The organism is Streptomyces sp. NPDC031379, from assembly GCF_055569615.1.
This window is the reverse complement of the sequence record NZ_JBVIIT010000002.1, coordinates 136,500-158,572: the sequence shown is the minus strand read 5'-3', so window position 1 is coordinate 158,572 and position 22,073 is coordinate 136,500. Positions and strand designations below refer to the sequence as shown.

Below are 22,073 nucleotides of genomic sequence, written 5' to 3'. Positions count from 1 at the left end.
GGCCCGCGCAACACAGACGTACGCGCAGGGCATTCCTCACACCCCGGGAGTTCGCCGCACTATGGCCACGCGCCACGACATCCGCAACGTCGCCATCGTCGCTCACGTCGACCATGGCAAGACCACCATCGTCGACGGCATGCTCAAGCAGGCCGGCGCGTTCGCCGCTCACCAGCTCGACCAGGTCGACGACCGGGTCATGGACTCGAACGACCTGGAGCGTGAGAAGGGCATCACGATCCTCGCCAAGAACACGGCGGTGAAGTACCACCCCAAGGACGGCGGGGAGGTCATCACGATCAACATCATCGACACCCCCGGCCACGCCGACTTCGGCGGTGAGGTCGAGCGCGGTCTGTCGATGGTCGACGGTGTCGTGCTGCTCGTCGACGCCTCCGAGGGCCCTCTGCCGCAGACCCGTTTCGTGCTGCGCAAGGCCCTCCAGCAGCGCCTGCCCGTCATCCTGTGCATCAACAAGACGGACCGGCCCGACTCCCGGATCGACGAGGTCGTCAACGAGACCTACGACCTCTTCCTCGACCTGGACGCGGACGAGGAGCAGATCGAGTTCCCGATCGTCTACGCGTGCGGCCGTGACGGCATCGCGTCGCTGACCAAGCCGGAGGACGGCACGGTCCCGGCCGACTCGAACAGCCTGGAGCCGTTCTTCTCCACGATCCTGGAGCACATCCCGGCCCCGACCTACGACGAGGCCGCCCCGCTGCAGGCCCACGTCACCAACCTGGACGCCGACAACTTCCTCGGCCGTATCGCGCTGCTCCGCGTCGAGCAGGGCGAGCTGCGCAAGGGCCAGACGGTCGCCTGGATCAAGCGTGACGGCACCGTCAGCAACGTCCGTATCTCCGAGCTGATGATGACCGAGGCGCTCACCCGCAAGCCCGCCGAGGTGGCCGGCCCGGGTGACATCTGCGCCGTCGCCGGTATCCCGGACATCATGATCGGCGAGACCCTGGCCGACACGGAGAACCCGGTCCCGCTGCCGCTGATCACGGTCGACGAGCCCGCGATCTCCATGGTCATCGGCACCAACACCTCGCCGCTGGTCGGCCGCGGCGGCACCGGCAAGGGCGCCGACGCGAAGTCGGCCGTCAAGGACCGCAAGGTCACCGCCCGCCAGGTCAAGGACCGCCTCGACCGCGAGCTGATCGGTAACGTCTCGCTGCGCGTTCTCGACACCGAGCGTCCCGACGCCTGGGAGGTCCAGGGCCGTGGTGAGCTGGCGCTCGCCATCCTGGTCGAGCAGATGCGCCGCGAGGGCTTCGAGCTGACCATCGGCAAGCCCCAGGTCGTCACCAAGGACGTCGACGGCAAGACGTACGAGCCGGTCGAGCGCATGACGATCGACGTGCCCGAGGAGCACATGGGCGCGGTCACGCAGCTCATGGGTGTCCGCAAGGGCCGGATGGACAACATGTCCAACCACGGCTCCGGCTGGGTGCGCATGGAGTTCGTGGTGCCCTCGCGCGGTCTCATCGGGTTCCGGACGGAGTTCCTGACCCAGACCCGCGGCACCGGTATCGGTCACTCCATCCACGAGGGCTTCGAGCCCTGGTTCGGCACCCTGCAGACCCGTAACAACGGCTCGCTGGTCGCTGACCGCTCCGGCGCCGTCACCGCCTTCGCGATGACGAACCTCCAGGAGCGCGGCGTGCTCTTCACCGAGCCGGGCACCGAGGTGTACGAGGGCATGATCGTCGGTGAGAACTCGCGCTCCGACGACATGGACGTGAACATCACCAAGGAGAAGAAGCTCACGAACATGCGGTCGTCCTCGGCCGACTCCTTCGAGGCGATCGTGCCGCCGCGCAAGCTCTCCCTGGAGCAGTCGCTGGAGTTCTGCCGCGACGACGAGTGCGTCGAGGTGACCCCGGAGGCCGTTCGCATCCGCAAGGTCAACCTCGACCAGCGTGAGCGGGCCCGCGCCGCGAGCCGCGCCAAGCACGGCTGATCCAAGGACACTTGAGCCCGGGTCCCCCCAGGATGGGGGGACCCGGGCTTTTTGCAACCCGTTTTCCGGCGGCCGTAGATCGACAAGCCGCACCCGGTGTCCGAAATGCGGAGATCCTCGACCGATAGCCATGTAACACGTCCGTTTCGCGGCCTTCTCCCGTCGAACAGTTTGTCCAGTTTTTGGAAGTTCTACACGACAGCTGTGACTGAATTGAGATTTAAAGACAGTGGTCGCCACCTGGCTCATGGCAGATAGTTAGCCGCGTAGCGCTCGGGTCAATGGGTCTCGCGCTGTGGGGACAGCGCCGACTCACGAGCACCAGGGGGTGTCTGACCCTCCGTCAGGGGTGTCGGAGGGAAGACGGTAACCCTCTCCTGTTGGTGAACACGTGAAGTCATGAGGAGGAACCCCCATGCGCGGTGTCACAAACACCAAGCGGGCCAGTTCGTCATTTCCAGCGGTGTGATTCGGCTGTAGAACTACGCGCGTCCGACTGCGGGTTTCGCGCGTTCTCGGAGTACCCGGACACCTCTCACACTCATACCTGTGAAACGGACGAACCGTGACAAGTCCTATCGACATTGAGGGCGGCGGGACTTCGGTCGTCGTCGACGGCGAACCAGGGCCGGAGGCGAAGAGCGAAGCCGTCATGCTCGAAGGCCGGTCCCCCGGCCAGCTGATGTGGATGCGTTTCAAGCGCGACCGCACCGGCGTGATCTCGGCCTACGTCGTGGGCTTCTTCTTCCTGGTCGGCCTGCTCGCCCCGCTGATCTCCAAGCTGTACGGCAAGGACCCGTACACGGTCTACGCGGACGAGCGTCCGGAGCTGTTCGACAGTGCCGGCGTGCCGGTGCAGCCCAACGGCGGCATCAGCGGCGAGTTCTGGTTCGGCCTCGAACCCGGCAACGGCTACGACGTCTTCACCAAGCTGGTCTACGGCATCCGCACCTCGCTGATGATCTCGGTGGCCGTGACCGTCGCGGTCGTCGTGACCGGCATCCTGCTCGGCGTCACCGCCGGCTACATCGGCGGCAAGACGGACTATTTCATCGGCCGGGTCATCGACTTCCTGCTCGCCTTTCCGGCGCAGCTGTTCTTCATCGCCAGCATGCCGGTCGTGGTCTCCCTGTTCGTCAGCCCGCGTGACGAGACGCCCACATACGTCCGGGTGGTGGCGCTGATCCTTGTGCAGTGGTTCCTGGGCTGGATGGGGCTCGGCCGCATCCTGCGCGGCACCGCACTCGCCCTGCGTGAACGGGAGTTCATCGAGGCGGCCAAGGTCAGCGGGGCCTCGCCGTGGCGGATCATCCGCAAGGAGATCCTGCCGAACATCGTCACCCCGCTGCTGGTGCAGTCGACGTACCTGCTGCCCGGTTTCGTGACCGCCGAGGCAGGTCTGTCCTACCTGGGCGTGGGCATCGTCGAACCGACGCCGGACTGGGGGCAGATGTTCTCCAAGGCGTCCACCGAACTGGTGATGCAGAACGACATCACCTACATGTTCTTCCCCGGCATTTCGATGATCATCTTCGTCGTCGCGTTCAACCTGCTCGGGGACTCGGTCAGAGACGCATTCGATCCCAAGACCGCGCGCTGACCTCGGCACCTCAACCACACGGAACGTCAGTTCCGCTGTATCTCACTGCACTTCCAGCAGTTCTTTTCGCACTGGTGACACACAGAACGCACTGGTGACACACAGATGGGTGGGAATCTTCGTGATGAGTAGGGGCGGACGCCACGCATACGGCGCACTCTCCGTGCTCGCGGCCGGAGCTCTTGTGCTCACCGGTTGCAGCAAGGGCGGCAGCGACGGCGGCAGCGACGGCAAGAAGGACAAGGAGAACGCCCAGCGTCAGCAGGCGTCCATCAAGTTCGGCGACGCGGCGGCCTCCACGGGCCCGGCCGCGGACGTGCCCGGCGCCAAGCCCGGCGGCACGATGGAGGTTCTGCAGCGCGACAGCTACGCCCACCTCGACCCGGCGCAGATCTACGTCTCCGACGAGGGCTCGCTCGCCTCGCTGCTCCACCGCGGCCTGACGGGATACAAGGCCACGAGCAACGACGGCAGCAAGCACGAGGTGGTCGGCGACCTCGCCACCGACTCGGGCACCACCACCGACGGCGGCAAGACCTGGAAGTACACGCTCAAGGACGGCATCAAGTTCCAGGACGGTTCCCCGATCACGTCCAAGGACGTCCGGCACAGCGTCGAGCGCCTCTTCGCGTCGTTCATCAACCAGGGTCCCACCTACCTCCAGCAGTGGCTGGCCGACAAGCCGGGCACGGAGTACCGCAAGCTCCTCAAGGACGGCCCGTACAAGGGCAAGCACCTGCCCGGCTCCGTCCTGGAGACGCCGGACGACAAGACCGTCGTCTTCCACTTCAAGACCCCGCACCCCGACCTGCCCTACGCGCTGGCGATGGCGGGCTACGCGATCGTCTCGGAGAAGGGCGACACCAAGGAGCGGTACGACAAGGCTCCGGTGGTGACCGGCCCGTACAAGATCCAGTCGTTCAAGTCCGGCAAGTCGATGGTGCTGGTCAAGAACACCAACTGGGACCCGAAGACGGACCCGATCCGCCACCAGTACGTGGACCGGTTCAACATCACGTTCAACCAGCAGTACGAGACCTCCACCAAGGCCCTCCTCGCCGACAGCGGCGCGGACCAGGCCGGCGTCAGCTTCAACAACCAGGTGGACGCGGGCAACCTGTCCCAGGTGCTGCGTGACCCGAAGATGAAGCCCCGCACGGTCTCCGGCTACCAGCCGTACGTGGGCCAGATGAACATCAACATGAGCCACAAGGCCCTGCAGGACAAGACGATCCGCGAGGCCATCGCCTACGCCCTGCCGGTCACCCCGTTCGTGCGCGCCTACGGCGGCACCGACGCCATGGAGGTCGCCGGCGGTCTGATCTCCCCGACCGTCTCCGGCTACGACGCCGCGTTCGACCCGTGGGGCAAGAAGAAGAAGCCCGCCGGTGACCCGGCCAAGGCCAAGGAACTGCTGAAGAAGGCCGGCAAGCTCAACATGAAGCTGACCTTCGGCTACATCAACACCCCCGAGGGCCAGCAGTACTCCACCGCCATGGCGGCGGGCCTGAAGAAGGCCGGCTTCAACGTCCAGCGCCAGGAGATCCCGGCCGAGACCTACTACGACCAGGTCTCCAAGCTGGACAACAACTACGACATCTTCCACACCGCGTGGGGTGCCGACTGGCCGTCCGCCTCGACCGTGATCCCGCCGCTGTACGACGGCCGCGTGATCGCCGACGGCGCCCAGAACTACTCGCAGATCAACGACCCGAAGATCAACAGCGACATCGACCGGATCAACAAGATCACCGACCCGGTCAAGTCCGCGGCCGAGTGGGAGAAGCTGGACCAGTACATCGTGAAGGACAGCGTCAACGTCGTCCCGACCGCGTACTACAAGCAGACCCAGATCGCCGGCTCCAAGGTCGGCGGGCTCGTCTACGACGACGTGCTCGGCGGCATCGACCCGCGTCGCCTCTACATCAAGTAACCGTCCCCGTCCGGTACCCGGCGCGCTCCCGCACCAGGGAGGCGCCGGGTACCGCCCGGACCGCCGACGTCTGAGAGCTGCCCTTCATGCTGCGCTTCCTCGTCCGCCGGATCATCGGTGCCGTCGTCATTCTGTTCCTGCTGAGCATCGTCACGTTCGTGCTGTTCTTCGGGGTGCCCCGGGACCCGGCGTTGCTGATGTGCGGCAAGACCTGCAACCCGGACAGCATCGCGAACATCCACCATGTGCTCGGCCTGGACAAATCCATCCCCGAGCAGTACTGGATCTTCCTGCACAATCTCGTCCTGGGCAGTGACCAGTTCGCCCAGGGCCCGTGCCCGGCCCCGTGTTTCGGCTACTCGTACCACACCAACGAGCAGGTCTGGGGCACGCTGGTGGACCGCCTGCCCACCACCGTCTCGCTCACCCTCGGTGCCGCCGTGTGCTTCCTCGTCATCGGCCTCGGCACCGGCCTGCTCGCCGCCTGGCGACGCGGCACGCTGATCGACAAGACGGCCACCGCGGGCGCCATGGTCATCAGTTCCCTGCAGATCTACTTCCTCGGCCCGCTCGCGCTGGCCATCCTCGTCTACCAGACGCACTGGTTCGACAAGCCCTCCTACACCGAGTTCACCCAGGACCCGGTCACCTGGTTCTCGGGCCTGATCATCCCCTGGGTCGTCCTCTCCACGATCTTCGCGGCGCAGTACACCCGTATGTCACGGTCCTCGATGATCGAACAGCTCCAGGAGGAACACGTCCGTACCGCCCGCGCCAAGGGCATGTCCCGCCGGTACGTCTTCTTCCGCTACGCCTGGCGCGGGTCGCTGATCCCGATCGTCACCATCTTCGGCATCGACCTCGGCTCGTTGCTCGGCGGCGCCATCATCACCGAGTACACGTTCTCGCTGCCGGGCATCGGCCAACTGGCCGTCCAGTCGGTCTTCTTCAGCGACCTTCCGCTGCTGCTCGGCGTGATGCTCTTCGCCGCCAGCATGATCCTGCTGTTCAACATCATCGTCGACGCCGCGTACGCCTTCATCGACCCGCGCGTGCGGCTGTCCTAGGAGCACTGTCGTGACCACTGTGACCAAGGAAGCCGGCGCTCCGGTCCCGGCCGGCACCGGGCCCCTGCTCTCGGTGCGGGACCTGCACGTGAGCTTCAAGACCGAGGACGGCGTCGTACGGGCCGTGGACGGGCTCTCCTTCGACCTGGAGCGGGGCAGGACGCTCGGCATCGTGGGGGAGTCCGGCTCGGGCAAGTCGGTGACGAACCTGACCATTCTCGGCCTGCACAACCCGATGTTCACCACGGTCGAGGGCGAGATCCTGCTGGACGGGCAGGAGCTGACGACGGCCCGGGAGTCGGAGCTGGAGAAGCTGCGCGGCAACAAGGTCGCCATGATCTTCCAGGACCCGCTCACCGCGCTCTCCCCCTACTACACCGTCGGCCGCCAGATCGCCGAGCCGTACATGAAGCACACCGGTGCCTCCAAGCGGGACGCCTGGGACCGTGCGGTGGAGATGCTGGGCAAGGTCGGCATCCCGAACCCCAGGGAGCGGGCCAAGGACTACCCGCACCAGTTCTCCGGCGGTATGCGTCAGCGCGCGATGATCGCCATGGCGCTGGTCTGCGACCCCGACCTCCTGATCGCCGACGAGCCGACGACGGCCCTGGACGTGACCGTCCAGGCGCAGATCCTGGACCTGCTCAAGGACCTGCAGCAGGAGTTCGGCTCGGGCATCGTCTTCATCACCCACGACCTGGGGGTGATCGCCGACATGGCCGACGACATCATGGTGATGTACGCGGGCGGCGCGGTGGAGCGGGGCACCGTCGACGAGGTACTGCGCTCGCCGCAGCACCCGTACACCTGGGGCCTGCTGAACTCGATGCCGCGCCTCGACTCCGATCTCGGAGCCCAGCTGTCCCCGATCCCCGGATCGCCGCCCTCGCTGCTCAATCCGCCGTCCGGCTGCCGCTTCCACCCCCGCTGCGGCTTCCAGGACCGGGTGGAGGGTACGGGCCGCTGTGTGAACGAGCGCCCGACGCTGGCCCCGGACCGGGCGGCGGCCTGCCACCTCACCGCCGACCAGAAGCGGACCATCTTCATCGAGGAGATCAAGCCCCGACTGGGCTAGGTCGTCATAGGAGGACACCGTCATGAAAGAGGACCTGGTCCTCCCGGTCCCGCGCGAGAAGAGCGCCGGCGCGGGCGGGGAACCGCTGCTGGAGGTCTCGGGGCTGACCAAGCACTTCCCGGTCAAGGGCGGCTTCCCGATCCGCCGGACGATCGGCGCGGTGCAGGCCGTGGACGGCATCGACCTGACCGTGCACGCCGGAGAGAGCTTCGGCCTGGTCGGTGAGTCGGGCTGCGGCAAGTCGACCACGGGCCGCCTGATCACCCGGCTGATGGAACCGACGAGCGGCACGGTCACCTACCGAGGCCGGGACATCAGCCACGCCTCGCGCAAGGATCTGGCGCCGATCCGCTCCGAGATCCAGATGATCTTCCAGGACCCGTACTCGTCGCTGAACCCGCGGCAGACGGTCGGCAAGATCATCTCGGGTCCGATGGAGATCAACGACATCAACCCGGCCGGCGGCCGGGAGAAGCGGGTCCGCGAACTCCTGGAGATCGTCGGTCTCAACCCCGAGCACTTCAACCGCTTCCCGCACGAGTTCTCCGGCGGCCAGCGCCAGCGCATCGGGGTCGCCCGCGCGCTCGCCCTGGAACCGAAGCTGATCGTGGCGGACGAGCCGGTCTCGGCCCTGGACGTCTCCATCCAGGCCCAGGTCGTGAACCTGCTCCAGAAGGTGCAGAACGAACTCGGCATCGCCTTCCTCTTCATCGCCCACGACCTGGCGGTGGTACGGCACTTCTCGCAGCGGGTCGCCGTCATGTACCTCGGCAAGATCATCGAGGTGGGTGACCGTGACTCCATCTACGCCCGCCCCCGTCACCCGTACACCCACGCGCTGCTGTCGGCCGTCCCCGAGGTCAGCCTGGAGGAGGGCGGCGCGCCCGCACGCGAGCGCATCCGCCTGGCCGGCGACGTACCGTCCCCCATCTCCCCGCCCTCCGGCTGCCGTTTCCGCACGCGCTGCTGGAAGGCGCAGGACAGGTGCGCGACGGAGGAGCCGCCGCTGGTCCGGATCTCCGGGAACCGGGACGGCCATCTGACGGCGTGCCACTTCCCGGAGGAGCCGACCACCGAGGCCCGGGACGAGGACATCGTGCTGGACCCGGCGCTGGCGGCGCTGGAGGAGGACGCGACGGAGTAGGAGGTCCTCAGGCCCGCCGGGCCACGGTGACGATCTCCGGGCTGGCGGGGGTGAGCGGCCCCCGCCCCCAGTCCCCGTACTGCTCGACGACGGCCAGGCCGGCCTCCGTCAGGAAGCCCCCCAGCGTCTCGGCGTCGAGGAAGCGCAGGACGCTGTGGCTGACCCGCGGGGCCGCCCAGCCGTCGCCCTCGAAGTTCTCCGTGAAGCGGACGAGGCCCCGGTCCGGGCCGTCGCCCTGCACCTCGTGCCACACCCGCACCGGGGTGCCGTCGGCACCGGTGACCTCGTGCACCCGCTCCGGCGTCCACCGCTCCCAGGCGCGGGCACCCGGGTTCCGGGTCTCGAACACGAACCGCCCCGCGTCCCCGAGGGCCGCGCGGACCGCCCGCAGACAGACGCGGATCTCCTCGTCCCGGACCAGCACCTGGAAGGCGTGCCCGGTCATCACGACGAGATCGAACTCCCGGTCCCACCGCCGCACCCGTGTGTCCCCGAGCACCCACTCGACGTCCGGGCTCTCCCGCCGCGCCTGTACGAGCATGGCGGCGGCCGGATCGAGCCCCATCAGCCGGCCCCGGTGCCCCTCGGCCCGGGCCCGGCGCAGCAGCTGCCCGGTGCCGCAGCCGACGTCCAGCACCGAGTGGGCCCCCAGCACCAGACCGAGGTAGAAGTCGTCACCCGGACCCCAGGGGTTGAGGGTGTCGTACAGCGAGGCGAGCGAGAGATCGGCGAACGAGTGGTCTACCACCGCGGCAGTCTGCCACACGATCCTGAACGGCGCGTCAGTTTCCGGCTCAGTTCACGTGGGACTCTCACCTCTCAACTCCGCGTCGTCCCAGGGGCCTTGCGCGCAGCGAGCGGAGCGTCCGGACACGACGAAGGCCCGCGTCTGGGAAGACGCGGGCCTTCGTCCCCTGGACCGGACGTTCATGGGCTCGGGTCAATGGGCCGAGAAGGTCCGCTCCGCAAGGGGGCGGCTGACGGAAAGGGGTGTGTCAGGCCGCCGCCTCGGGGTCCTTGGAGAGACGCGGTGCCGGAACCGTGTCCGCCGTCTCCGGGTAGTGGCACGCCGTCAGGTGGCCGGGCTTGTTGCCCTCCACCTGCACCAGCGGCGGTGCCTCGGTCGCGCACTTCTCCGTCGCCTTCCAGCAGCGGGTACGGAAGCGGCAGCCGGAGGGCGGGTTGATCGGGGAGGGCACATCGCCGGTCAGGCGGATGCGCTCACGCGGCTCCTCGTCCACCGTGGCCTCGGGCACGGCGGACAGCAGGGCCCGCGTGTAGGGGTGGCGCGGGTTGTCGTACAGGTCCTCGCGGTCGGCGATCTCGACGATCTTACCGAGATACATGACCGCCACGCGCTGTGAGAAGTGCCGCACGATCGCGAGGTCGTGCGCGATGAACACGAATGCGATGCCGAGTTCGTTCTGCACCTTCTGGAGCAGGTTCACGACCTGGGCCTGGATGGAGACGTCCAGGGCCGAGACGGGCTCGTCCGCGACGATCAGCTTCGGTTCCAGGGCGAGCGCGCGGGCGACCCCGATGCGCTGGCGCTGGCCGCCGGAGAACTCGTGCGGGAAGCGGTTGAAGTGCTCGGGGTTGAGACCGACGATCTCCAGGAGTTCGCGGACCCGCTTCTCCCGGCCGCCGGCCGGGTTGATGTCGTTGATCTCCATCGGACCCGAGATGATCTTGCCGACCGTCTGCCGCGGGTTCAGCGAGGCGTACGGGTCCTGGAAGATCATCTGGATCTCGGAGCGGATCGGCGCCAGGTCCCTGCGGCCCGCGTGCGTGATGTCCTGACCGCGGTAGACGATCTTGCCGCCGGTCGGTTCCATCAGGCGCGTGATCAGCCGGCCCGTGGTCGACTTGCCGCAGCCCGACTCACCGACCAGGCCCAGGCTCTCGCCCTCGGCCACCTGGAAGTCCAGTCCGTCCACGGCCTGCACGGCGCCGACCGTCCGCCGGATCGGGAAGCCGCCCTTGATCGGGAAGTGCTTGGTCAGCCCGGAGACGTCCAGGAGGGGGTTCGTGTTGCTCATGATCGTGAAGTCCCGTCTCGTGTCCGTCAGTGGTGCTGGGTTCCGGCGAATTCGGCGAAGAGTTCCCGCTTCTGCTCCGAGGTGAGGTGGCAGGCGGAGCCGCGGCCCTCGACCACCTCGAGCGGCGGACGCTCGGTGGAGCACAGCCCGCCCGCGACCTTCTCGGCGAAGGCGCACCGCGGGTGGAAGCGGCAGCCGGTCGGCGGGTTGAGCAGCGAGGGCGGCGAACCGGGGATCGGCGTCAGCGGCACGTCCACCGGCCCGTGCAGGCTCGGCATGGAGTTGAGCAGACCCAGCGTGTAGGGGTGCTGCGGGGTGCGCAGCACCTCCTGCTTGGTGCCGCGCTCCACGCACCGGCCGCCGTACATCACCAGCACGTCGTCCGCGATGTCGGCGATGACGCCGAGGTCGTGGGTGATGAAGATGATGGCGGTGCCGAACTCCTGCTGGAGGTCCTTGAGCAGGTCCATGATCTGCGCCTGGACGGTCACGTCCAGGGCCGTCGTCGGCTCGTCCGCGATCAGCAGTTCCGGGTCGCAGACCAGCGCCATCGCGATCATCGCGCGCTGGCGCATACCGCCGGAGAACTGGTGCGGGTAGTCGTCGACCCGCATGTCCGGCTGCGGGATGCCGACCCGGCGCAGCATCTCGACGGCGCGCTTGCGAGCCTCGGACTTGGAGCAGCCCGTGTGCTTGCGGTAGGTCTCGCCGATCTGGGTGCCGATGGTGTGATACGGCGACAGCGAGGCCAGCGCGTCCTGGAAGATCATGGACATCTTGTTGCCGCGCAGCCGCTCCAGCTCCCTCTCGGAAGCGGTGAGCAGCTCCTTGCCGTCGAGGAGGATCTCGCCCTCGATGGCGGTGCGGTCACGGTCGTGCAGGCCCAGGATCGTCAGGTTCGTGACGGACTTGCCCGAGCCCGACTCGCCCACGATGCCGAGCGTCTGGCCCTTGGCCAGATCGAAGCTGAGTCCGTCGACGGCCTTGACGATGCCGTCCTCGGTGGAGAAGTGGACCTTGAGGTCCTTGATGGAGAGGAACGGCTGCTGATCGGTGCTCGTCACGGGGACGCTCCTGGGGGGTGATGCGAGGGGTCGCCGGGTGGGGCGGGTGGGAAGGGACGGCTGGGCGGAGGTCAGGCGAGCCGGATCCGCGGGTCGATGAGGGCGTAGACCGCGTCGACGATGATGTTGAAGAACACGATGGCGCCGGCGGACAGCATGGTGACGCCGAGCAGCATGGGCAGGTCGCTCTTGTCCACGGAGTCCACGGCGAGGCGGCCCACACCCTGAAGGCTGAAGGTGTACTCGGTGATCATCGCGCCGCCGATGAGGGTGGCGAGGTCGATGCCGAAGATCGTGACGATCGGCCCCATCGCGCCACGCCAGGCGAACCGGAAGAAGACGTTGCGGCGTGACAGGCCCTTGGCCCGGGCCGTGCGGACGTAGTCCTCACTGAGCGTCTCGACCAGCTGGGACCGGGTCATACGGGTGTAGTTGGCGGTCCAGATCAGGGCCAGCACCAGCCAGGGCAGCAGCAGACCGGAAGCCCAGGCACCCGGGTTCTCGGTGAGCGGCGTGTACGACGGGTTGTCCAGGATGTCGAGCTTCGCGACCAGGAAGTACATCGCGATGTAGCCGATGAAGTAGATCTGCAGCGAGGAGGCCACCAGCGACGCCGAGCTGGCCACCTTGTCCTGCCACTTGCCCTGGCGGACGGCGGCGATCATGCCGGCGCCGATGCCGAAGATCAGGAAGACGACGGCGGAGCCGAGGGCGAGCGAGAGGGTGAGCGGCAGCCGGTCCAGGATGGTGCCGAGCACGGGCTCGCGGTTGGCGAAGGAGTAGCCGAGGCACGGCGCGTTGCAGTGACCGAAGCCGGCGTAGTCCCGCCCGACGAAGAGACCCTTGAGCCAGTACCAGTACTGGACGGGGATCGGGTGGTCGATGCCCAGGTTGTGCCGCACCTGCTCAAGCATGGGCTTGGTGCAGTTCTTGCCGCAGGACATCATGGCGGGGTCACGCGGAACGGCGTAGAAGAGCCAGAAGGTGACGGCGCTGATGATCAGCAGGATGACCACCGCGCCGAGGACTCGGCGGACAAGGAAGCGGAACATTAGGCGTGACTTTCCGGACGGGGCGCCGTCGCCGGGGTGAGGGGGGCGGAGGGGGCGGCCAGGTCGTGGCCGCCCCCGAGGGGTCGAGCGTGGTTACTTCTTCGCGTACAGCTTGCAGAGCGCGATGCAGGTGTTGGCGCTGTCGTAGATCACGTGGCCGACCTTGGAGCCGTACATCCAGTTGCGGATGGGGTGGTAGTCCGGGACGCAGGCCGCCAGCTCCATGATCTGACGGTCGATGTCGCCCCAGGCCTTGTTGGCCTTGTCGGGGTCGGCGATCTTCGAGGCGGCCGCGATCGCCTTGTCCACGCTGGTGTTCTTCAGCTGCGCCCAGTTGGTGCCGCCGTCGATGACCTGGCTGCCCTCCCAGCACGGGAAGAACACCGAGTAACCGGCCGGCCAGTCCGGGCTCCAACCGGCGGCGAACATGTCGTAGCCGTTGTCGAGCTTGCTGATCTGGCTGTAGAAGGTCGACTTGTCGACCTGCTTGTTGACGACCTCGAAGCCCGCCGCCTCCAGCGCGTTCTTGATCGCGACGGCCTGCTTCACGGAGTTGTCCGACTGCTGGTAGGCGATGACCAGCTTCTGGCCGACCTTGCCGGCCTCCTTCAGCAGGGCCTTGGCCTTGACCGGGTCGCCGCCGCCCTTCTGGAGCTTCCCGTACAGGTCGAACTTGTGGTAACCGGGGGTCACCGGGCTGAAGATCGTGGTCGCGATCTCGCTGGTGGCCGCACCGCCGCGGATGGTCTGCAGCTGCTGCACCGGCCAGGCGAAGTTGATGGCCTGGCGGACCTTCGGGTCCGTGATCCGCTTGGTGTTGATCGGCCAGTAGTAGGTGGCCGTGTCGACCTGGGTGAGGATGCGCTGCTTGTACTTCGCGTTGGTGAGGACCTGCGCAACGCGCTCGGGAGCGACCTCGTTGAAGATCGACATCGTGTACTGGTCGTTGCCCCGGTCCGCGAGGTAGCGGTCGGTGGACGCCAGGTTCTGGAAGCCGAACTGGAAGACGAACTTGTCCGGGTAGGCGTTGCGGATCGAGTCGGTCTTCGGGTCCCAGTGCTCGTTGCGCACGTAGGTCAGCGACTTGCCCGGCTGGCGGCTGTCGATCTTGTACGGGCCGCTGGAGAACGGGTGCTTGTCGTACTTCTCCTTGGTGTCGTGCTTCTTGTTCACCAGGGCGTAGCCACGCATGGCGAGGGTGAAGTTGAAGTCACCGCGCGGCTCGTTGAGGTGGAAGGTGACGGTCTTGCCGGAGATCTCGATGGAGTCGAGGTGCTTGCCGCCGTAGGGGCCCTTGTAGCCCTTGCTGCCCTCGAGCCAGTTCTGGATGTAGCGCGGGCCCTCGGTGATGAAGGAGGCGAAGAGGCGCTCGTAGGTGTGGCGGACGTCGTCCATGCTGATCTCGGACCCGTCCTCCCACTTGACGCCGTCCTTCAGCGTGAAGGACCAGGTCTTGCCGCCGTCCTTCATGGTGCCGGCGTCCGTGGCGAGGTCGCCGACGAGGATGGCGCCACCCTTGTCGTCGATCTTGTAGCCGGTCAGGCCGCGCAGGATCGGGACGGTGATGGCCGCCTCGGTCGAGTTGTAGATCTGCGCCGGGTCCAGGTGGTCCATGTCGAACTGGTCGAGCGACCAGATCGTCCCGCCCTTGACGGCACCGGTGACCTCGGCCGCCGGCCCGGTCGAGTCGGCCTTGGTGCCGACGTCGATCTTGACGGTCTTGCTGCCGCTGACCGTGGGGACCTTGCCCGACTTGCCGCTGCCGCTGTCGCCGCTGCTGCAGGCACTCAGCACGGAGGTCGAGGCCGCCGCCACACCGGTGGCGATCAGGAAGTTTCTACGGGAAAAAGACATGCTGAGCCTGCCTCTTGAATCGTTCGGAACAGACGGGACCAGCCGGTCGTCGTCGAACCGGGCCGGGGTGGGACGTGGATTACCGCTTGGACTTCGGGTCGAGCGCGTCGCGCACCGAGTCACCGAGGAGGTTGAAGGCAAGAACGAAGATCACCATCGACAGGCCCGGGAAGAGCATGAAGGTGAGGTCCTCGGTGTAGAACTGCGCACCGCGCTGGATCATGACGCCCCAGTCCGGGGTGGGGTCGATCATGCCGACGCCGAGGAAGGCGAGACCCGCCTCCGCGGTCACGTACGCGGGCAGCATCAGCGTGGACTGGATCAGGATCGGCGTCCACAGGTTGGGCAGCAGCTCCTTGAACACGATGCGCATCGGGGACGCGCCCGTGACCTTGGCCGCCTCGACGAACTCCCGCTCGCGCAGGCCGAGTACCTGGCCGCGCAGCAGACGTGCGATGGACGACCAGCCGAAGAGCGCCAGCACGATGATCAGGGAGACGGCGCGAAGGCTCGTCGGGATGTTCTCGTCGGCGGCGACGAAGAGGCCGAAAACGACCGGCAGGAAGGCGATGATGAAGAGGGTGGACGGGAACGACAGCATGATGTCGATGACCCGGCCGACGAAGTAGTCGACCCTGCCGCCCAGGTAGCCCGCCGTGACGCCGACCAGGACGCCGATGACCATCGTGAGCAGCGTGGCGGCGAAGGCCAGGCCCAGCGAGTTGCGGATGGCGTACAGCAGGAAGGTGAAGACGTCCCGGCCCAGCTGCGGCTCGATGCCGAACCAGAAATCCGAGCTCATGCCGCCGTTGGGGCCCGCGGGATACGAGAACGCGTTGAGCAGGCTCGGGTCCTGGCTCGCGTAGGTGGTGTACGGGTCCTTGCCGTACAGCTTCGCTATCAGCGGTGCCGTGATCGCGATCACGAAGAAGAAGATCACGACATAGGCGGATATGACGCCCGTCTTGTCGCGCTTGAAGCGCTTCCAGGCGAGCCGTCCCGGAGAGCGGCCTTCGCTGCCCTTGGAGCCGTCCGAAGCGGTCGATTTCTCGACGGTCTCGTCGGTCACCTCAAGCGGGGCAGCCGCAGATGGAGTTGGGGGGGTCATGGTGCTCCTGGCCCAAGGGAGGGTCTGATGACTCCGCAGGGCGCTCCCCTACGGGCTACGCCGGACTTTTTCAACGCAATTCATTCAAGGTCAATAAATTCTCGGCCGCCTTGGTTGTCTCTTTACCTTCTTTGCTCTTTCTTGACTGTTCCGTAGCTACGCGGGTAGCACGCCGTAATCAATCCGTGCTTCACATCGGACCAACTGGACCAATCGGGCAAGAAGTTCGATATGCGGACGGTCGAGTGTCGAAATGCGTACATCGGAACGTCGCAATCCAACGTTTCGGCATCGTTGCGCGAAGATCTCTTGCACTCCGGAACAAGATCCACTGCGGGCGGGCCCCCGTTGGCCGTCGGGGGCGGGCGATCTGGGTGATGTGTGCAGGGGGTGTGGCGCGTACATCCGGCTGAGTTCCGGCCCCTCCGGCCGGAGGGCTGCGCGGTATTTCCCTTATTACATGATATTGACCCAGTAAGGGATCAATGGTCATGGAGGAGGCACGCCATGCGGGGAACCGTGCATGCCGGGTGGGCCGCCTGCGCGGTCGCCGCGGCGCTCCTGGCCGGGGGCTGCGGAAGCGGTACGAGCGGCGTCGGTGGTCCCGGAACGCTGACCTCCTCCTGGGGCGACCCGCAGAATCCGCTCGAGCCGGCCAACACCAACGAGGTGCAGGGCGGCAAGGTGCTCGACATGATCTTCCGCGGGCTGAAGCGGTACGACTCGAGGACCGGCAAGGCCGCGAACATGCTCGCCGAGCGGATCGACACCCCCGACTCGCGGAACTTCAGCATCACCGTCAAGGGCGGCTGGACCTTCAGCAACGGAGAGCCCGTCACCGCCCGGTCCTTCGTCGACGCGTGGAACTACGGCGCCAGTCTGCGCAACAACCAGAAGAACGCCTACTTCTTCGGCTACATCGAGGGGTACGACAAGGTCCACCCCGACAGCGGCCCCCAGACCGCCGACACCCTGTCAGGTCTGCGGGTCACGGGCCCCAGGACGTTCACCGTCCGGCTCAACCAGAAGTTCTCCGGCTTCCCCGACACCCTCGGCTACGTCGCCTTCGCCCCGCTGCCGCGCACGTTCTTCACCGACCATGCCGCCTGGGTGGGCAAACCCGTGGGAAACGGGCCGTACCTGGTCCAGTCGTACACCAAGGGTTCCGCGATGGCCCTGCGGAAGTGGGGCGCCTACCCCGGCCCCGACCGCGCCCGCAACGACGGAGTGAGCCTCCTGGTCTACACCGACACCGGCACCGCCTACACCGACGTGCTCGCCGGCAACCTCGACCTGGTCGACGACGTGCCCGCCAGCCAGCTCAAGAACGTCGAGACCGACCTGGACGGCCGCTACATCAACACCCCGGCCGGCATCCTGCAGACCCTCGCCTTCCCGTACTACGACCCGAAGTGGAACACCGGCGGAGCGCGGAAGGTCCGCACGGGCCTGTCCATGGCCATCAACCGCAAGCAGATCACCGAGACCATCTTCCGGGGCACCCGCACCCCGGCCACCGACTGGACCTCCCCGGTCCTCGGGGTGGCCGGCGGCTTCAAGGCCGGCCTGTGCGGCCACGCCTGCGACTACGACCCGGTCCAGGCCCGAAAGCTCATCGAGGAGGGCGGCGGGATCCCCGGCGGCCGGCTGAAGATCACCTACAACGCGGACTCCGGCTCGCACAAGCAGTGGGTGGACGCCGTGTGCAACTCCATCAACAACGCCCTCGGCAACGACACGGCCTGCGTCGGCAACCCGGTCGGCACCTTCGCCGACTTCCGCAACCAGATCTCCCAGCACAGGATGTCCGGTCCCTTCCGGGCCGGCTGGCAGATGGACTACCCGTTGATCCAGAACTTCCTGCAGCCGCTGTACTACACGGACGCCTCCTCCAACGACGGGAAGTGGTCCGACAAGCGGTTCGACCGGCTCGTCGACCAGGCCAACGCCGAGACCGACCCCGGCACGGCGATCCGGCTCTTCCAGGACGCCGAGAAGGTGGTGCGGGACAACATGGCCGCCATCCCGCTCTGGTACCAGAACGGCAGCGCGGGCTACTCCGCCCGGCTGTCCCACGTGGCCCTCAACCCCTTCAGCGTCCCCGTCTACAACGAGATCAAGGTCGGCTGAGCCACCATGGGGCGCTATGTCGTCAGGCGACTGATCCAGATGATCCCGGTGTTCCTCGGGGCCACGCTGCTGATCTTCCTCATGGTGAACGTGATGGGCGATCCCATCGCCGGCCTGTGCGGTGAGCGGGCGTGCGACCCCGCGACGGCCGCACAGCTGAAGAAGGAGTTCGGCCTCGACAAGCCGCTGTGGCAGCAGTACCTGACCTACATGGGGAACGTCTTCACCGGCGACTTCGGGACGGCGTTCAACGGCCAGCCGGTCACCGAGCTGATGGCGACGGCGTTCCCGGTCACCATCCGGCTGACGATCGTCGCGATCCTCTTCGAGATCGTCATCGGCATCACCCTCGGCGTGCTGACCGGGCTGCGGCGCGGCCGGCCCGTCGACACCGCGGTCCTCGTCCTCACCCTCGTCGTCATCTCGGTCCCCACCTTCGTCACCGGTCTGCTGCTCCAGCTGCTGCTCGGCGTCGAGTGGGGCTGGATCAAGCCCTCCGTCTCCCCGGCGGCCGGCTTCGACGAGCTGATCGTGCCGGGCCTGGTCCTCGCCTCCGTCTCCCTCGCCTACGTCACCCGCCTCACCCGCACCACCATCGCCGAGAACAAGCGGGCCGACTACGTCCGCACGGCGATCGCCAAGGGCCTGCCCCGGCACCGGGTCGTCACCCGGCACCTGTTGCGCAACTCCCTGATCCCCGTGGTCACCTTCATCGGCTTCGACATCGGCGCGCTGATGGGCGGCGCCATCGTCACCGAGCGGATCTTCAACATCCACGGCGTCGGCTACCAGCTCTACCAGGGCATCCTGCGGCAGAACACCCAGACGGTCGTCGGCTTCGTGACCGTGCTCGTGCTGGTCTTCCTGGTCGCCAACCTGCTCGTCGACCTGCTCTACGCCGTACTCGACCCGAGGATCCGCTATGCCTGAGCAGCCGTACGAACCCGAGGGCGCGATCGCCGGGACCGGCATGGGCGGCGCCATGGACCTCGGCGCCAGCGAGGCGACCACCCTCGAGAGGACTCCGTCAGGCCCCGAGGGCACGGGACCGCAGGGCAGACCGCGCTCGCTGTGGTCCGACGCCTGGCGGGACCTGCGGCGCAACCCGGTCTTCATCCTCTCCGGCCTCGTCATCCTCTTCCTGGTCTTCGTCTCCCTGTGGCCCTCGGCGATCGCCTCGGGCAGCCCTTTGACGTGCGACCTGGCCAAGGCCCAGGACGGCCCGGGACCGGGCGCTCCCTTCGGGTACGACGGCCAGGGCTGCAACGTCTACACCCGCACCGTCTACGGCGCCCGCACCTCGGTCACGGTCGGCGTGCTGGCCACGCTCGGTGTGGCCGTCCTCGGTTCGGTGCTCGGCGGTCTCGCGGGCTACTTCACCGGGATCTGGGACTCGTTCCTGTCCCGGATCACCGACATCTTCTTCGCCATCCCGGTCGTCCTCGGCGGTCTCGTCCTCCTCTCCGTGGTGACCAGCAATACGGTCTGGCCGGTCATCGGGTTCATGGTGCTGCTCGGCTGGCCGCAGATCTCCCGTATCGCGCGCGGCTCGGTCATCACCGCGAGGCACAACGACTACGTGCAGGCGGCCCGCGCCCTCGGCGCCTCCGACTCCCGCATCCTGCTCAGGCACATCGCCCCGAACGCCGTGGCGCCCGTGATCGTCGTGGCGACCATCGCGCTCGGCACCTACATCGCCCTGGAGGCGACCCTGTCCTACCTCGGCGTCGGCCTCAAACCGCCCAGCGTCTCCTGGGGCATCGACATCTCCGCCGCCTCCCCCTACATCCGCAACGCCCCGCACGCCCTGCTGTGGCCCTCGGGAGCGCTGGCGATCACCGTGCTGGCCTTCATCATGCTGGGCGACGCGGTGCGCGACGCCCTCGACCCGAAGCTGAGGTGAGGGTGCCGTGCTGCTCGAAGTCCGTGACCTGCACGTGGAGTTCCGCACCCGGGACGGGGTCGCGCACGCCGTCAACGGGGTGAGCTACGCGGTCGACGCGGGTCAGACGCTGGCGGTGCTCGGCGAGTCCGGATCCGGCAAGTCGGTGACCGCGCAGGCCGTGATGGGGATCCTGGACACGCCGCCCGGGCGGATCACCGGCGGGCGGATCCTCTTCCAGGGGCAGGACCTGCTCACGCTGAAGGAGGAGGAGCGGCGCAGGATCCGGGGCGCGGGGATGGCGATGATCTTCCAGGACGCGCTGTCGGCGCTCAATCCCGTGCTCTCCGTGGGGGAGCAGCTCGGCGAGATGTTCGTCGTGCACCGGGGCATGTCGAGGAAGGACGCGCGGGCGAAGGCCGTGGAGCTGATGGACCGGGTGCGCATCCCGGGTGCCGCGCAGCGGGTGCGGGACTATCCCCACCAGTTCTCCGGCGGGATGCGCCAGCGCATCATGATCGCCATGGCGCTGGCGCTGGAGCCGGCGCTCATCATCGCCGACGAACCCACCACCGCCCTGGACGTCACCGTGCAGGCCCAGGTCATGGACCTGCTGGCGGAGTTGCGGCGCGAGTACCGCATGGGGCTGATCCTGATCACCCACGACCTGGGTGTGGTCGCGGACGTCGCCGACCGCATCGCGGTGATGTACGCGGGGAAGATCGTCGAGTCGGCGCCCGTGCACGACATCTACAAGGCGCCGGCCCACCCCTACACCCGCGGTCTGCTGCACTCCATCCCGCGCCTGGACCAGAAGGGGCAGGAGCTGTACGCCATCAGGGGCCTGCCGCCGAACCTGATGCACATCCCGCCGGGCTGCTCCTTCCATCCGCGCTGCCCGATGGCCCGGGACGTCTGTCTCACCGACGAACCTCCGCTGTACGAGGTGTCCGCGGAGCGGGGCAGCGCCTGCCACTTCTGGAGGGAGTGCCTGGATGGCGACGACCACTGAGCCGATCCTGGAGGTCAGCGGCCTCGTCAAGCACTACCCGCTGACGCGGGGCATCCTGTTCAGGAAGCAGATCGGCGCGGTGCGGGCGGTCGACGGCGTCGACTTCACGCTCGGCACGGGCGAGACCCTCGGCATCGTCGGCGAGTCGGGCTGCGGCAAGTCGACGGTCGCGAGGCTGCTGTGCAACCTGGAGCGCCCGACGGCCGGCTCGATCAGGTTCAAGGGCGAGGACATCACCAAGCTGTCCGGCAGGGCCCTGAAGGCCGTGCGCCGCAACATCCAGATGGTCTTCCAGGACCCGTACACCTCCCTCAACCCCCGGATGACGGTGGGCGACATCGTCGGGGAGCCGTACGAGATCCACCCGGAGGCGGCCCCCAAGGGCGACCGGCGCCGCCGGGTGCAGGAGCTGCTGGACGTGGTCGGCCTCGACCCGGAGTACGTCAACCGCTACCCGCACCAGTTCTCCGGCGGCCAGCGCCAACGCATCGGTATCGCGCGCGGGCTGGCGCTGCGCCCGGAGGTGATCGTCGCCGACGAGCCGGTGTCCGCCCTGGACGTCTCGGTCCAGGCCCAGGTGATCAACCTGCTGGACCGGCTGCAGGCGGAGTTCGCTCTCTCCTACGTCTTCATCGCGCACGACCTGTCCATCGTCCGGCACATCTCGGACCGGGTCGGGGTCATGTACCTGGGCCGGATCGTGGAGATCGGGCGGGACGCCGAGATCTACGACCACCCCACGCATCCCTACACCCAGGCGCTGCTGTCGGCCGTCCCGGTCCCCGACCCCGCGGCCCGCGAACACCGCGAGCGGATCATCCTCGCCGGTGACGTGCCCTCCCCGACGAACATCCCCTCCGGCTGTCGCTTCCGCACCCGCTGCTGGAAGGCGCAGGAGCGCTGTGCCCTCGAGGTGCCGGCCCTGGCGGTCCCCGCCGCGTTCCGGGACGCCACGGGTCCCGCCGTCCACGACTCGGCCTGCCACTTCGCGGAGGAGAAGCGGGTGGTGCCGCCCGAGGCCGCGCAGGGGTATGGCAACGGGCCGGGGTGACATGGCGCACCCCGGCCCGTTCACGGCACCCGCACGGCCGTACGCTGGTCAGCCTCCCGCGTCCGTATATCGGTACCGCTTCCGTGAAGTTGC

At 67.5% G+C, this 22,073-nt stretch carries 17 protein-coding genes; 11 read left to right on the top strand and 6 right to left on the bottom strand.

The window, feature by feature from the left end; genetic code table 11:
* Window positions 1-61 precede the first annotated feature (61 nt).
* The 6 genes from typA (at window position 62) to ACZ5CW_RS03485 (ending at window position 8,788) form a co-directional block, all read left to right on the top strand.
* On the top strand, window positions 62-1,969 hold the full coding sequence (gene typA, locus ACZ5CW_RS03510) for a translational GTPase TypA (protein ID WP_468597979.1): 1,908 nt from the start codon (window positions 62-64) through the stop codon (window positions 1,967-1,969).
* A gap of 565 nt (window positions 1,970-2,534) precedes the next feature.
* On the top strand, window positions 2,535-3,569 hold the full coding sequence (locus ACZ5CW_RS03505) for an ABC transporter permease (protein WP_468597978.1): 1,035 nt from the start codon (window positions 2,535-2,537) through the stop codon (window positions 3,567-3,569).
* A 124-nt stretch (window positions 3,570-3,693) separates the two neighbouring features.
* Window positions 3,694-5,502 (top strand): ABC transporter substrate-binding protein, encoded by a 1,809-nt coding sequence (locus tag ACZ5CW_RS03500; protein ID WP_468597977.1) that lies wholly within the window; start codon window positions 3,694-3,696, stop codon window positions 5,500-5,502.
* Window positions 5,503-5,588: 86 nt separating this feature from the next.
* Window positions 5,589-6,569, top strand: coding sequence for an ABC transporter permease (locus tag ACZ5CW_RS03495; RefSeq protein ID WP_468597976.1), 981 nt, complete (start codon window positions 5,589-5,591; stop codon window positions 6,567-6,569).
* Window positions 6,570-6,579: 10 nt separating this feature from the next.
* A complete protein-coding gene (locus tag ACZ5CW_RS03490) occupies window positions 6,580-7,644 on the top strand; it encodes an ABC transporter ATP-binding protein (protein WP_468597975.1) in 1,065 nt (354 codons plus the stop codon).
* A gap of 22 nt (window positions 7,645-7,666) precedes the next feature.
* Window positions 7,667-8,788 carry an ABC transporter ATP-binding protein gene (locus tag ACZ5CW_RS03485; protein WP_468597973.1) on the top strand — a complete coding sequence of 374 codons (1,122 nt, stop codon included), beginning with the start codon at window positions 7,667-7,669 and terminating at the stop codon, window positions 8,786-8,788.
* A gap of 7 nt (window positions 8,789-8,795) precedes the next feature.
* Here the strand turns inward: ACZ5CW_RS03485 and ACZ5CW_RS03480 are convergent, their stop codons facing one another.
* The 6 genes from ACZ5CW_RS03480 to ACZ5CW_RS03455 all read right to left on the bottom strand — a co-directional run bounded on the left by ACZ5CW_RS03480 (window position 8,796) and on the right by ACZ5CW_RS03455 (window position 15,866).
* Window positions 8,796-9,536 carry a class I SAM-dependent methyltransferase gene (locus ACZ5CW_RS03480; RefSeq protein WP_468597971.1) on the bottom strand — a complete coding sequence of 247 codons (741 nt, stop codon included), beginning with the start codon at window positions 9,534-9,536 and terminating at the stop codon, window positions 8,796-8,798.
* Between the two features lie 247 nt (window positions 9,537-9,783).
* Window positions 9,784-10,827: an ABC transporter ATP-binding protein gene (locus ACZ5CW_RS03475; RefSeq protein ID WP_468597969.1), complete on the bottom strand. Its 1,044-nt coding sequence runs from the start codon at window positions 10,825-10,827 to the stop codon at window positions 9,784-9,786.
* 26 nt (window positions 10,828-10,853) lie between these two features.
* On the bottom strand, window positions 10,854-11,891 hold the full coding sequence (locus tag ACZ5CW_RS03470; RefSeq protein WP_468597968.1) for an ABC transporter ATP-binding protein: 1,038 nt from the start codon (window positions 11,889-11,891) through the stop codon (window positions 10,854-10,856).
* 71 nt (window positions 11,892-11,962) lie between these two features.
* Window positions 11,963-12,943: an ABC transporter permease gene (locus tag ACZ5CW_RS03465; protein ID WP_468597967.1), complete on the bottom strand. Its 981-nt coding sequence runs from the start codon at window positions 12,941-12,943 to the stop codon at window positions 11,963-11,965.
* Between the two features lie 93 nt (window positions 12,944-13,036).
* Window positions 13,037-14,797: an ABC transporter substrate-binding protein gene (locus tag ACZ5CW_RS03460; protein ID WP_468597965.1), complete on the bottom strand. Its 1,761-nt coding sequence runs from the start codon at window positions 14,795-14,797 to the stop codon at window positions 13,037-13,039.
* Between the two features lie 79 nt (window positions 14,798-14,876).
* Entirely contained in the window at window positions 14,877-15,866 is a 990-nt protein-coding gene (locus tag ACZ5CW_RS03455; protein WP_468597964.1) for an ABC transporter permease, read from the bottom strand.
* A 546-nt stretch (window positions 15,867-16,412) separates the two neighbouring features.
* Between ACZ5CW_RS03455 and ACZ5CW_RS03450 the strand changes: the two genes are divergently transcribed.
* Genes ACZ5CW_RS03450 through ACZ5CW_RS03430 form a run of 5 tightly spaced genes read left to right on the top strand, consistent with a single transcriptional unit; the run spans window position 16,413 to window position 21,980 of the window.
* The gene (locus tag ACZ5CW_RS03450) at window positions 16,413-18,035 is read left to right on the top strand and encodes a peptide ABC transporter substrate-binding protein (RefSeq protein ID WP_468597962.1); all 1,623 of its coding nucleotides are present in this window, start codon (window positions 16,413-16,415) and stop codon (window positions 18,033-18,035) included.
* Window positions 18,036-18,041: 6 nt separating this feature from the next.
* Window positions 18,042-18,965 (top strand): ABC transporter permease, encoded by a 924-nt coding sequence (locus tag ACZ5CW_RS03445; protein WP_468597960.1) that lies wholly within the window; start codon window positions 18,042-18,044, stop codon window positions 18,963-18,965.
* Complete coding sequence (locus tag ACZ5CW_RS03440) at window positions 18,958-19,938, top strand: ABC transporter permease (protein WP_468597958.1); 981 nt, start codon at window positions 18,958-18,960, stop codon at window positions 19,936-19,938. The genes ACZ5CW_RS03445 and ACZ5CW_RS03440 overlap by 8 nt, the downstream gene beginning before the upstream one ends.
* Window positions 19,939-19,945: 7 nt before the next feature.
* Window positions 19,946-20,929, top strand: coding sequence for an ABC transporter ATP-binding protein (locus ACZ5CW_RS03435; protein ID WP_468597957.1), 984 nt, complete (start codon window positions 19,946-19,948; stop codon window positions 20,927-20,929).
* A complete protein-coding gene (locus tag ACZ5CW_RS03430) occupies window positions 20,913-21,980 on the top strand; it encodes an ABC transporter ATP-binding protein (protein WP_468597955.1) in 1,068 nt (355 codons plus the stop codon). Before ACZ5CW_RS03435 ends, ACZ5CW_RS03430 begins: the two co-directional genes overlap by 17 nt.
* The last annotated feature ends 93 nt before the right edge of the window (window positions 21,981-22,073 follow it).

Bases quoted from the DNA above. Each gene is read 5' to 3' on its own strand.
- ACZ5CW_RS03445 (WP_468597960.1), top strand. From the start codon at position 18,042: ATGGGGCGCTATGTCGTCAGGCGACTGATCCAGATGATCCCGGTGTTC.
- ACZ5CW_RS03485 (WP_468597973.1), top strand. From the start codon at position 7,667: ATGAAAGAGGACCTGGTCCTCCCGGTCCCGCGCGAGAAGAGCGCCGGC.
- ACZ5CW_RS03430 (WP_468597955.1), top strand. From the start codon at position 20,913: ATGGCGACGACCACTGAGCCGATCCTGGAGGTCAGCGGCCTCGTCAAG.
- ACZ5CW_RS03450 (WP_468597962.1), top strand. From the start codon at position 16,413: ATGCGGGGAACCGTGCATGCCGGGTGGGCCGCCTGCGCGGTCGCCGCG.
- typA (WP_468597979.1), top strand. From the start codon at position 62: ATGGCCACGCGCCACGACATCCGCAACGTCGCCATCGTCGCTCACGTC.
- ACZ5CW_RS03495 (WP_468597976.1), top strand. From the start codon at position 5,589: ATGCTGCGCTTCCTCGTCCGCCGGATCATCGGTGCCGTCGTCATTCTG.
- ACZ5CW_RS03440 (WP_468597958.1), top strand. From the start codon at position 18,958: ATGCCTGAGCAGCCGTACGAACCCGAGGGCGCGATCGCCGGGACCGGC.
- ACZ5CW_RS03460 (WP_468597965.1), bottom strand. From the start codon at position 14,797: ATGTCTTTTTCCCGTAGAAACTTCCTGATCGCCACCGGTGTGGCGGCG.
- ACZ5CW_RS03465 (WP_468597967.1), bottom strand. From the start codon at position 12,943: ATGTTCCGCTTCCTTGTCCGCCGAGTCCTCGGCGCGGTGGTCATCCTG.
- ACZ5CW_RS03475 (WP_468597969.1), bottom strand. From the start codon at position 10,827: ATGAGCAACACGAACCCCCTCCTGGACGTCTCCGGGCTGACCAAGCAC.
- ACZ5CW_RS03500 (WP_468597977.1), top strand. From the start codon at position 3,694: ATGAGTAGGGGCGGACGCCACGCATACGGCGCACTCTCCGTGCTCGCG.